Annotated in this window: 11 protein-coding genes; 5 read left to right on the top strand and 6 right to left on the bottom strand. The window is 70.4% G+C overall.

All coding sequences use genetic code 11. The features are described from left to right. The 4 genes from AOK08_RS32230 to AOK08_RS32215 form a co-directional block, all read left to right on the top strand. Positions 1–353: DUF742 domain-containing protein (locus AOK08_RS32230; RefSeq protein WP_055532684.1), on the top strand; the 353-nt coding region annotated here is incomplete at its 5' end. A gap of 176 nt (positions 354–529) precedes the next feature. Then, complete coding sequence (locus AOK08_RS32225) at positions 530–1,135, top strand: GTP-binding protein (protein ID WP_055532682.1); 606 nt, start codon at positions 530–532, stop codon at positions 1,133–1,135. Positions 1,136–1,256: 121 nt separating this feature from the next. After that, positions 1,257–1,670, top strand: coding sequence for a roadblock/LC7 domain-containing protein (locus tag AOK08_RS32220; protein ID WP_055532683.1), 414 nt, complete (start codon positions 1,257–1,259; stop codon positions 1,668–1,670). A gap of 127 nt (positions 1,671–1,797) precedes the next feature. Beyond that, on the top strand, positions 1,798–2,799 hold the full coding sequence (locus tag AOK08_RS32215; RefSeq protein ID WP_055532680.1) for a DUF6397 family protein: 1,002 nt from the start codon (positions 1,798–1,800) through the stop codon (positions 2,797–2,799). 14 nt (positions 2,800–2,813) lie between these two features. Here AOK08_RS32215 and AOK08_RS32210 read toward each other — a convergent pair whose 3' ends face one another. Both AOK08_RS32210 and AOK08_RS32205 read right to left on the bottom strand, forming a co-directional pair. Then, positions 2,814–3,683 carry an acyl-CoA thioesterase gene (locus tag AOK08_RS32210; protein ID WP_055532678.1) on the bottom strand — a complete coding sequence of 290 codons (870 nt, stop codon included), beginning with the start codon at positions 3,681–3,683 and terminating at the stop codon, positions 2,814–2,816. Positions 3,684–3,702: 19 nt separating this feature from the next. Next, entirely contained in the window at positions 3,703–6,216 is a 2,514-nt protein-coding gene (locus AOK08_RS32205) for a DEAD/DEAH box helicase (RefSeq protein ID WP_055532676.1), read from the bottom strand. A 145-nt stretch (positions 6,217–6,361) separates the two neighbouring features. Between AOK08_RS32205 and AOK08_RS32200 the strand changes: the two genes are divergently transcribed. Further along, complete coding sequence (locus AOK08_RS32200) at positions 6,362–7,156, top strand: metal-dependent hydrolase (RefSeq protein WP_055532675.1); 795 nt, start codon at positions 6,362–6,364, stop codon at positions 7,154–7,156. Positions 7,157–7,188: 32 nt separating this feature from the next. Here the strand turns inward: AOK08_RS32200 and AOK08_RS32195 are convergent, their stop codons facing one another. The 4 genes from AOK08_RS32195 to AOK08_RS32180 all read right to left on the bottom strand — a co-directional run bounded on the left by AOK08_RS32195 (position 7,189) and on the right by AOK08_RS32180 (position 11,729). Continuing rightward, positions 7,189–7,446 (bottom strand): type B 50S ribosomal protein L31, encoded by a 258-nt coding sequence (locus AOK08_RS32195; RefSeq protein WP_055532672.1) that lies wholly within the window; start codon positions 7,444–7,446, stop codon positions 7,189–7,191. 60 nt (positions 7,447–7,506) lie between these two features. Further along, the gene (locus AOK08_RS32190; protein ID WP_055532670.1) at positions 7,507–7,977 is read right to left on the bottom strand and encodes a DUF5709 domain-containing protein; all 471 of its coding nucleotides are present in this window, start codon (positions 7,975–7,977) and stop codon (positions 7,507–7,509) included. A gap of 141 nt (positions 7,978–8,118) precedes the next feature. After that, positions 8,119–9,900, bottom strand: coding sequence for an ABC transporter ATP-binding protein (locus AOK08_RS32185; protein ID WP_055532668.1), 1,782 nt, complete (start codon positions 9,898–9,900; stop codon positions 8,119–8,121). Further along, positions 9,897–11,729 carry an ABC transporter ATP-binding protein gene (locus AOK08_RS32180; protein ID WP_055532666.1) on the bottom strand — a complete coding sequence of 611 codons (1,833 nt, stop codon included), beginning with the start codon at positions 11,727–11,729 and terminating at the stop codon, positions 9,897–9,899. The genes AOK08_RS32185 and AOK08_RS32180 overlap by 4 nt, the downstream gene beginning before the upstream one ends. Positions 11,730–11,789: the final 60 nt, after the last annotated feature.

Below are 11,789 nucleotides of genomic sequence, written 5' to 3'. Positions count from 1 at the left end.
CCGGGCCCCTCGTCCGCCCGTACGCCATGACGGGCGGACGCACCAGGCCCGGCCCAACAGGCGTGCGGTTCGACCTGATCGCGCTCGTCACGCTCGACACGGGCGCGCCCGGCACGGACGACGACACCGCGCTCGGCCCCGAGCACCGGGTGCTCATCGGCCTGTGCCGTACGGAGACGCAGTCCGTCGCCGAACTCGCCGCGGGGGCCGACCTTCCCGTAGGGGTGGTGAGGGTACTGCTCGGCGACCTGCTGGAGCTGGGCCGTGTCACCGTCAGCCGTCCGGTGCCGCCCGCGCAACTGCCCGACGAACGCATTCTGCGCGAGGTGATCGAAGGGCTGAGGGCGCTGTAGACGAGAGACGCGGAACCATCCGGACCACGCCGAGTTGTGCGTCCTTCCGGACACCGAACCGTCGCAAGCGCTCACATCGGTCTATTAGTGGTCCAACACCCCAATGCGGGCCATGAGTTGCCATGCTGATGCCCACGGACTCCGACTGTTGCAGGCCCTCCCGAGAGAAGTGATCGATGGTCTCCGAGCACTCCGACGCCACGGACGACGAGATGTCCGCGCTGGCGTTGAAGATACTTGTCGCCGGCGGGTTCGGCGTGGGCAAGACCACCCTGGTGGGCGCGGTCAGTGAGATCAGGCCGCTGCGCACAGAGGAACTGCTGAGCGAAGCGGGCCAGTCGGTGGACGACACCGACGGTGTGGACCAGAAGGTCACCACGACCGTCGCCATGGACTTCGGCCGTATCACCATCCGCTCAGGGCTCTCGCTGTACCTGTTCGGCACACCGGGCCAGGACCGCTTCTGGTTTCTGTGGGACGAGTTGTCCCAGGGTGCCCTCGGTGCTGTCGTCCTCGCGGACACCCGCCGGCTGGAGGACTGCTTCCCCGCCGTGGACTATTTCGAACACCGGCACATCCCGTTCGTGGTGGCAGTCAACTGCTTCGCGGGAGCCCGCACCTACGGCGCCAAGGACGTGTCGCGCGCCCTCGATCTCGACCAGGGCACACCCGTGGTGCTCTGCGACGCACGCAGCCGCGACTCGGGCAAAGAGGTGCTGATCCGGCTGGTCGAGTACGCCGGCCGGATGCACACCGCCCGGCTGCTCGACTCCGTCGGCTGACGCGGGCAGGTCATCTTCTGTGCCATAAACCCCTCCTGCTTGCTCGGAAGGCGGCCGTGGTGAAGGCTGGCTGCCCGGATCCTTCGGCTTGGAGGGTCTGCAGCACGGGGAGATCGGAAACATGGCGCAGAACCAAGGGCTTGGCTGGTTGCTCGACGATCTGACCGAGCGTGTCGAGCACATAAGACATGTGCTGGTCCTGTCGAACGACGGGCTGGTGACAGGCGCCAGCACCGGACTTCGGCGCGAGGACGCCGAGCACCTCGCCGCTGTCTCGTCGGGCCTGCACAGTCTGGCGAAAGGCTCGGGACGCCACTTCGGCGCGGGCCAGGTGCGTCAGACGATGATCGAGTTCGACGACGCGGTGCTGTTCGTCACGGCGGCCGGTACAGGCAGTTGTCTGTGTGTGCTCAGCGCCGCGGAGGCCGACATCGGCCAGATCGCCTACGAGATGACACTGCTCGTCAACCGGGTCGGCGAACACCTCGATGTGGACGCCAGGCGACCTGAGCAGTCTTCGGCATCAGACGTCTGACCTGCGAATATCGCCTCGCGGAGAGAGTTATCCACAGGCTCGGCGGTCCGGGCGCGAAACCGGCTACGGTTTTTCCCGAGGCCGGCGCACACGGCGCGGGCCATCCACTCCACGGGGGAGACCGACCATGTCAGGTGTCAGCGTCACACAACCCGCCCGGACGGCCGCCACAACAGCCACCGACACGCTCCACACGTCCGGCGCGCCCTTCACAGCGAGCCGTGCCGCACGCGAACTCGGGCTGAAACGCCGGGAGTTCGACCTGGCGGTGCATCTCGGACGCGTACGGACCGTTCCTGACGAAGGGGGCGGCGGCCGACGGGTCGATCGTGACGAGATCGACCGGCTGCGCAACGACGCCCACTTCCCCGACACCCTCCGCGAACGTGTCCGGGCGGTGGGCACGGCGGACGGCGCGAAGCTCATGGATGTGACGCCCACCCGGTTCACCCGCCTGGCCCGGCTCGGCCTGGTGACGCCGGTGGCGTTCTACCTCAACCGCTACCGGGCCGTGGTCTGGCTGTATCTCGCCGACGAACTCCGGCAGTTCGCCACAGGCGACGACACCGCCCCACTGCTGACCGGCCGCACCTCCCAGAGCCAGCGGGACCGCCTCGACGCGGGCATCGACCTGCGGCCCCGCAACTGGCGGGGCCGACAACTGGGATTCCTGCTCCGGCCGGCCGACGACCCATGGGCGCGGGCCGCCGTCGTGGCGTCCTTCCTCGACACCGCCCAGGTCGCGGAGATCGTCGACGACCCGTACGAACGCGCCTGTGTGAACCGCTTCCGGCCGCAGCGGCCGGCCCACGGGGTGCCGGGTTCCCCCGCCGCCCAACTGGCCGAACGGATCATGACGGCCGACGATCCGGACGAGATCGGCTGGCTCCGCGCGGAGCTGGCCAAAACCCTGGCCGAGGCCCGCGATCACCGGCCCGCACCGCGCCCGAGCCCGGACCCGGACCGGACCCCGCACCAAACGCCGGAGCGGGAGGCAGTGCGGTCCATGCCCCCGCAACTGCACAGCAGTCACCCCGGGGCACCTGAACGAACCCGCGGCCTGCTGAGCCGACTGCGCGGCAGAAACCCACGCCCCGCGCGGGACCACAAGAGCGCCGCACGGGTCTGAACTGACGGGGCTCCTCAGTCCAGCTTCCGGAACAGCCCCTCCTGGACGACGGAGACGAGCAGCCTGCCCTCGACGTCGTAGATCCGGCCGCGAGCCAGCCCGCGCCCGCCCGTGGCGATGGGGGACTCCTGGTCGTACAGGAACCACTCGTCCGCGCGGAACGGCCGGTGGAACCACATGGCGTGGTCCAGCGAGGCCATGTCGAAGTTCCGCGGGCCGAACAGGGGCTCCACCGGGAGCCGGACGGCGTCCAGCAGCGTCATGTCGCTGGCGTACGTCAGCGCGCACGTGTGGACGAGCGGATCGTCGCCGAGGGGGCCGACCGCCCGCATCCACACCGCGCTGCGCGGCTCCAACCGCTGGACCTCCTCGGCGGTCCAGCGCAATCGGTCCATATAACGGATGTCGAAGGGCTGACGGCGCGCCATTCGCTCGAAGTGCTCGGGCAGCGCGCCGAGATGCTCCTTGATCTCCTCGGTGACGTTCGGCAGGGACTCCGGGTCGGGGACCTTCCGGGCCGGCGGCAGCTGATGTTCGAAGCTGCCTTCCTCGGGCTTGTGAAAGGAGGCGGTGAGATTGAAGATCGTGCGGCCCTGCTGCACGGCCGTGACCCGCCGGGTCGTGAACGACCGGCCGTCCCGGACCCGTTCGACCTGGTACACGATCGGCACGCCCGGACGGCCCGGGCGCAGGAAGTACGCGTGCAGCGAGTGCACCGGACGCTCGCCGTCCGTGGTGCGCCCGGCGGCGACCATCGCCTGGCCCGCCACCTGGCCGCCGAAGACCCGCTGGAGGGATTCCTCGGGGCTGCGGCCACGGAAGATGTTGACCTCGATCTGCTCCAGGTCCAGCAGGTCGACGAGTCTCTCGGCTGCGTTCGTCATGGGTGCGATTCTCCTGTGCTCACAACTGGCCGACGGCGGTGACCTTGACGACAGCGCGGCCCTCCGCGTCGGAGGCGACGAGGTCCACTTCCGCGCTGATGCCCCAGTCATGGTCGCCGTTGGGGTCGGCGAAGGTCTGCCGGACGCGCCACAGCCTGTTCTGCGGCTCCTCCTCGATCATCAGCAGCCGGGGCCCGCGCGCGTCGGGGCCGGTGCCGAGGTCCTCGTACTCGTCCCAGTACTTGTCCATCGCCTCGCCCCACGCGTCGGCGTCCCAGCCGGACTCCGCGTCCAGTTCGCCCAGTGCCTCCACCTGGTCGAGCGCGGCCAGCTCGACGCGGCGGAACATGGCGTTGCGGACGAGAACACGGAAGGCGCGCGCGTTGGCCGTGACCGGCTTGACCTGGTCGGCCTTCTCCTGGGCCTCCTCGGCGGTCATCACCTCCGGGTTGGCGAGCTGTTCCCACTCGTCCAGGAGGCTGGAGTCGACCTGGCGCACCATCTCGCCCAGCCAGGCGATCAGATCCTGCAGGTCCTCGGACTTGAGGTCGTCGGGGACGGTGTGGTCGAGCGCCTTGAACGCGCCCGCGAGATAGCGCAGCACGATGCCCTCGGTGCGGGCCAGATCGTAGTGGGACACCAACTCGGTGAAGGACATGGCGCGTTCGTACATGTCACGGATGACGGACTTGGGGGAGAGAGGATGATCGCCGACCCACGGGTGGCTCTTGCGGTAGGTGTTGTAGGCGTGGAAGAGCAGTTCTTCCAGCGGCTTCGGGTACGTGACGTCCTGGAGGCGCTCCATGCGCTCCTCGTACTCCACGCCGTCCGCCTTCATCGCGCCGACGGCCTCACCGCGCGCCTTGTTCTGCTGGGCCGCGAGAATCTGGCGCGGATCGTCCAGCGTGGACTCGACCACCGACACCATGTCCAGCGCGTACGAGGGCGATTCCGGGTCGAGGAGCTCGAACGCGGCCAGCGCGAAGGTGGACAGCGGCTGGTTGAGTGCGAAGTCCTGCTGGAGATCCACGGTCAGGCGGACGATGCGGCCGGACGCGTCCGGTTCGTCCAGTTTCTCGACGACGCCGCCGTCGAGCAGCGAGCGGTAGATGGCGATCGCTCGCCGGATGTGCCGCAGTTGCTGCTTGCGCGGCTCGTGGTTGTCCTCCAGCAGGTGCCGCATCGCGTCGAAGGCGTTGCCGGGGCGGGCGATCACCGACAGCAGCATCGTGTGGGTCACCCGGAAGCGGGACGTCAGCGGCTCCGGATCGGAGGCGATCAGCTTCTCGAAGGTGCTGTCCGTCCAGCCGACAAAACCCTCGGGCGCTTTCTTGCGGACCACCTTGCGGCGCTTCTTCGGGTCGTCGCCCGCCTTGGCGAGCGACTTCTCGTTCTCGATGACGTGCTCGGGCGCCTGCGCGACGACGAAACCGGCCGTGTCGAAGCCCGCGCGGCCCGCGCGGCCGGCGATCTGGTGGAACTCACGCGCGCGCAGAGTCCGTACGCGATTGCCGTCGTACTTGGTCAGCGCCGTGAACAGCACCGTGCGGATGGGCACGTTGACGCCGACACCGAGTGTGTCCGTGCCGCAGATGACCTTCAACAGGCCTGCCTGGGCCAGCTTCTCGACCAGACGGCGGTACTTGGGGAGCATGCCGGCGTGGTGGACACCGATGCCGTGCCGGACGTAACGGGACAGGTTCTGGCCGAACTTGGTGGTGAAGCGGAAGTTGCCGATCAGCTCGGCGATCTTGTCCTTCTCCTCGCGCGTGCACATGTTGATGCTCATCAGCGCCTGCGCCCGCTCCACCGCCTGCGCCTGGGTGAAGTGCACGATGTAGACGGGCGCCTGCCTGGTCTCCAGCAGTTCCGTCAGGGTCTCGGTCATCGGGGTCAACTGGTACTCGTACGACAGCGGGACCGGGCGGATCGCCGAGCGGACCACCGAGGTCGGGCGGCCGGTGCGACGGGTGAGGTCCTTCTCGAACATCGAGACGTCGCCCAGCGTCGCCGACATCAGGATGAACTGCGCCTGCGGCAGTTCCAGGATCGGGATCTGCCAGGCCCAGCCCCGGTCGGCCTCGGCGTAGAAGTGGAACTCGTCCATCACGACCTGGCCGACGTCCGCCTGCTTGCCGTCGCGCAGCGCGATGGAAGCCAGCACCTCGGCCGTGCAGCAGATGACGGGGGCGTCGGAGTTCACGGACGCGTCGCCGGTCAGCATGCCGACGTTCTCCGTGCCGAAGATCTTGCACAGCTCGAAGAACTTCTCCGAGACCAGGGCCTTGATCGGCGCGGTGTAGAAGGTGACCTCGTCCCGGGCCAGCGCGGCGAAGTGCGCGCCCGCCGCGATCATGCTCTTGCCCGAGCCGGTGGGCGTCGACACGATCACGTTCGCCCCCGAGACCGCCTCGATCAGCGCCTCCTCCTGGTGCGGGTAGAGCGTGAGACCGCGCTCCTGGGCCCACGACTCGAAGGCTTCGTAGAGGGCGTCGGGGTCGGCGGTCGGCGGCAACTGATCGATGAGGGTCACGCCCCCATCTTGCCTGTGATCCCAGGTGAAGGGGGAATCGGATGCCCGTCCCAAGATCGTGGCCGCTACCCTGAGTCGCCGACGGAGCGTCAGCGCACCCGGTCAACTGGACAGCGGCGTACGAGGAATAGGGCGGGACACGGCCATGATGGGACCAGCACACTCACTCTCGGGGGCCGCGGCCTGGCTCGGGGTCGGAGCCGCCGCGGCGGCGGCCGGCGAGCCGATGCCCTGGCCGGTGGTGCTGGCCGGTGCCCTGATCTGCGCCGGTGCCGCACTCGCCCCGGACCTCGACCACAAGGCGGCGACCATCTCGCGCGCCTTCGGCCCGGTCTCGCGCGGACTGTGCGAGATCGTCGACAAGCTCTCCTACGCCGTCTACAAGGCGACGAAGAAGCAGGGCGACCCACGCCGCTCGGGCGGGCACCGGACACTGACGCACACCTGGCTCTGGGCGGTCCTGATCGGTGCGGGAGCCTCCGCCCTGGCGATCACCGGGGGCCGCTGGGCGGTGCTGGCGATCCTCTTCGTGCACATGGTGCTCGCCATCGAGGGCCTGCTCTGGCGGGCGACGCGCGGCTCCAGCGCCGACATCCTGGTCTGGCTGCTGGCGGCGACCAGCGCCTGGATCCTGGCCGGCGTCCTGGACAAGCCGGGCAACGGCGCGGACTGGCTGTTCACGGATCCGGGGCAGACGTACCTGTGGCTCGGGCTGCCGATCGTGCTCGGCGCGCTGGTGCACGACATCGGGGACGCGCTGACGGTGTCCGGCTGCCCGGTCCTGTGGCCCATCCCGATCGGCCGCAAGCGCTGGTACCCGATCGGCCCGCCGAAGGCGATGCGGTTCCGGGCCGGGAGCTGGGTCGAGCTGAAGGTCCTCATGCCGGCGTTCATGCTGCTTGGCGGAGTGGGCTGCGCGGCGGCGCTCAACCTCATCTGATCCGCCCGGCGACGGCTACCGGGACCGCCGGCTCAGCTCTGGCCCTCCTCGCCGCCGTATCGCCGTTCGAAGGCGGCGATACGGCCCTCGGTGTCCACAGTCCGGGCCTTGCCGGTGTAGAACGGGTGGCTCTCCGAGGAGATCTCCACGTCCACGACCGGGTACGTCTTGCCGTCGTCCCACTCGATGGTCTGCTCGCTCGTCGCGGTGGACCGGGTCAGAAAGGCGTATCCGGCGGCCCGGTCCCGGAAGACGACCGGCCGGTACGCGGGCTGCTTGTCCTGCTGCATGGGTGCTCTCCTCGCTCGGACGGTCTGCCGCCCCATGGGGTCCTGGGCCTGTCGGGACGGTCAGCCGGACAGGGCGTCCTCGTCGACGATGTGCATCGCGGCCTCCTCGGCCGAGGCCGCGGCGCCGTCGATGCCCACGTCGGTGGCGATCAGCCCGCTCTCCCCGTCCTCGTGCGCGCCCTCGTTGGGAGCCACCAGACGGCCGGAGCGGGCGGCGCCCACCTCGTTGTCGAGCGGCTCGCCCTCCATGCCCGCGCAGTCGCCGATGCCGTCGCCGTCCGGGGTCGCGATGTCCGGCACTTCCTCGGCGAGGCGCTGGTCAAGGCTCTCGCCCTGCCTGCGCTCCGCCGCCGTCACACCGGTGCGCTCCACCGCCCAGGGCCGGTCCGGAGGGGACCAGCCACGGTCGAGGGGGTCGTCGACACCGTCGGTGACCAGGGTGTCCTCGGCGTCCAGAAGGCCGGCGTCGTCCTGTACCTCGGATCCGTCGGGCTGGTAGACGTCGTCTCCCCATCCCTCGTCACTGTCCACGGGTACCTCCAGGTGGGTGGGGACCGGCCCCGGCGCCGCCCGGGTGGGCGGGCAGCCGCTTCCAGCGTTCCACCCACTGTCGGGACCGCGCAACGGGACGGAGCCGACCAGGCTCCGCCCCGCTGCCCGGTCACCGGTGTGTCAGCCGTGCCACGACCGCCACAGCGCCGCGTACGCCCCGTCGGCCGCGACCAGCTCGTCATGGCTGCCCAGCTCGCTGATCCGGCCGTTCTCCACGACGGCGATGACATCCGCGTCATGGGCCGTGTGCAGCCGGTGGGCGATGGCTACGACCGTACGGCCGTCCAGTACCCGGGCCAGGGACCGTTCCAGATGACGGGCCGCGCGCGGGTCGAGGAGCGAGGTCGCCTCGTCCAGGACCAGCGTGTGCGGGTCGGCCAGCACCAGCCGGGCCAGCGCGATCTGCTGGGCCTGAGCAGGTGTGAGCGCGAACCCGCCCGAGCCGACCTCGGTCTCCAGCCCCTCGTCCAGCGCCCGGGCCCAGCCGTCGGCGTCGACCGCGCCCAGCGCGGCCCACAGCTCGGCGTCCCCGGCGTCCGTGCGGGCCAGCAGCAGGTTGTCGCGCAGCGAGCCGACGAAGACATGGTGCTCCTGATTGACCAGCGCCACATGCGAGCGGACCTCCTCGGCGGGCATCCTGGACAGATCGGCGCCGCCCAGGGTGATCCGGCCGGTCCGGGGCGCGTAGATCCCGGCGAGCAGCCTGCCCAGTGTGGACTTGCCCGCGCCGGAAGGGCCCACCAGGGCGAGCCGGGTGCCCGGCGCGACCTCCAGGGACACCTTGCGCAGCACGTCCACGCCCTCCCGGTAGCCGAAGTGCACCTGGTCCGCGTGCACGTCCCGCCCGTCCGGGGTAAGCGAGGAGTCGCCGGCGTCCGGCTCGATGTCCCGGACGCCGACCAGCCGGGCCAGCGACACCTGGGCCACCTGGAGCTCGTCGTACCAGCGAAGGATGAGACCCACCGGGTCGACGAGCATCTGGGCCAGCAGCGCGCTCGTGGTCAACTGGCCCACGCCGATCCAGCCCTGGAGCACGAACACCCCGCCGACCATCAGCACCGAGCACAGCACCGTCACATGGGTGGCGTTGATGACCGGGAAGAGCACACACCGCAGCCACAGCGTGTAGCGCTCCCAGGCCGTCCACTCCCTGACCCGCCGGTCCGACAGTTCGATCCGGCGGTCGCCCAGGCGGTGGGCCTCGATGGTCCGCCCGGCGTCCACGGTCTCCGCGAGCACGGCGGCCACGGCGGCGTACCCGGCGGCCTCCGAGCGGTACGCCGAGGGCGCGCGCCGGAAGTACCAGCGGCAACCGATCACCAGCACCGGCACCGCGAGGAGCACGGCCGGCGCCAGCGGCGGTGCCGTGACGACGAGACCGCCGAGCAGCAGCGCCGCCCAGACCACGCCGATGGCGAGCTGCGGCACCGCCTCGCGCATCGCGTTGGCGAGCCGGTCGATGTCGGTCGTGATGCGGGAGAGCAGGTCACCCGTGCCCGCCCGCTCCAGAACACCAGGCGGCAGCCCGACCGCCCGCACGAGGAAGTCCTCGCGCAGGTCGGCCAGCATCCGCTCACCGAGCATCGCGCCGCGCAGGCGCACCTGCCGCACGAACACTGCCTGTACGACCAGTGCGACGGCGAACAGGCCGACGGTGAGCTCCAGATGGACTTCGCGGGCATGGTCGGAGACCCGCTCGACGAGGTCGCCCAGCAGGTACGGGCCGGCCATGGAGGCCACCACGGCGACCGTGTTGACGGTGACCAGGAGCAGGAAGGCACTCCGGTGCCTGCGGAACAGTTCAACCACGTAGGCGCGTACTGTCGCGGAGGCGCCGACCGGCAGGGTGCTCGCCGTTGTCGGGGCCGCCGGGTCGTACGCCGGTGGCGCCACGCCGATCATGCCGTCTCTCCGATTTCCTTGAGTTCCGCGAGTTCTTCCACGTCGTCCAGGTCATTCAGGCCGTTCAGGCCGTTCAGATCGTGGTCGGCGGCCGCCTCGTCCTCGGTCTCCCGGGTCACCACGGCCCGGTACCGGGGCTCGGTGTGGACCAGTTCCCGGTGCACACCGACGGCCGCGACCTCGCCCTCGTGGATCAGTACGACCCGGTCGGCGTGGTCCAGGAGCAGGGGCGAGGAGGTGAACACGACCGTCGTCCGGCCGGCGCGCAACTCCCGTATCCCGTCGGCGATCCGGGCCTCGGTGTGCGAGTCGACGGCCGACGTCGGTTCGTCGAGCACGAGCACCTCGGGGTCCGTGACCAGCGAGCGGGCCAGCGCCAGCCGCTGGCGCTGGCCGCCCGACAACGACCGTCCGCGCTCCGTGATCCGCGCGTCCAGTGGGTCCTCGGCGTTCAGCGAACCCTGCACGAGCGACTCCAGCACGTCGCCGCACTGTGCGGCGGCCAGCGCCTCGGCGGCGCTCACCGCACCCGAGGCGGGCACGTCGAGCAGCTCACGCAGCGAACCGGAGAGCAGCACCGGGTCCTTGTCCTGGACGAGGACGGCCGTGCGGGTGCTGGAGAGCGGCAACTCGTCCAGCGGTACGCCACCGAGGAGCGCCGAAGTGCCCTCCTCGGCGGGGTGCCCGCCGAGCCGCTCCGCCAGCAGACCCGCCGCGTCCGGATCGCCGCACACCACCGCGGTCAGGCACCCCGCGGGGGCCAGCAGCCCGGTTGCGGGGTCGTACAGATCCCCGGCCGGTACCACCGCCTCGCGCGAGCCCGCCGTGTCCGTGGCGCGTTCCAGGGACAGCACCCGCGCGGCCCGTTTCGCCGACGGCCTGGAGAAGGAGTACGCCATGGCGATCTCCTCGAAGTGCCGCAGCGGATACGTCAGCAGCATGACCGCGCTGTACACGGTGACCAGCTCACCGACGGTGATCCGGCCCTGCCGGGCCAGATGCACGCCCTGCCAGACGACCGCGATCATCAGCAGACCCGGCAGCAGCACCTGGATCGCCGAGATCAGCGCCCACATACCGGCGCTGCGCACGGCCGCGTGCCGCACCTCCTGCGAGGCCCGGCGATAGCGGTCGAGGAAGAGTTCCTCGCCGCCGATGCCGCGCAGCACACGCAGTCCCGCGACGGTGTCCGAGGCCAGCTCGGTCGCGCGGCCGGCCTTCTCACGCTGGAAGTCGGCCCTGCGGGTGGCCCGCGGCAGCAGCGGAAGCACGGCGACGGCGAGGACCGGGATGCCCACGGCGACCACGATGCCGAGCGCCGGCTGGTAGACGTACAGGCCGACGCAGACCAGGACGACGGTCAGCGCGGCGGCGGTGAACCGGGAGAAGGCCTCGACGAACCAGCCGATCTTCTCCACGTCCCCCGTGGAGACAGCGACGATCTCACCGGCCGCGACCCGCCGCGTCAGCGCCGAGCCGAGCCGGGCGGTCCTGCGGGCCAGCAACTGCTGGACGCGGGCTGCCGCGGTGATCCAGTTGGTGACCGCGGACCGGTGGAGCATGCTGTCGCCGAGGGCGATGGCGAAGCCGCACAGCACCATCAGCCCGCCCGCGAGGGCCAGCCGCCCGCCCGAGCGGTCGACGACGGCCTGGACGGCGAACCCGACACCGAACGGCAGTCCGGAGACGGCCACGAAGTGCACCAGCCCCCAGGCCAGGGCGGTGAGCTGGCCGCCGAGCTGGTTGCGGAAGAGCCACCACAGGAATCTGGGGCCCGAGCGTGCGTCCGGTTCACCCGGGTCCGGATACGGAAGGTCTTGGATCTTCATGACGTCCCAGTGGCTCGCATCTCGATTGAGGGGGGCGGATGTGGAGGAGGGGAAGGGGGG

Origin of the sequence: Streptomyces graminilatus, assembly GCF_001418565.1 — a bacterium.
Lineage (GTDB): Bacteria > Actinomycetota > Actinomycetes > Streptomycetales > Streptomycetaceae > Streptomyces > Streptomyces graminilatus.
This window is presented reverse-complemented; position numbering and strand designations above follow the sequence as displayed.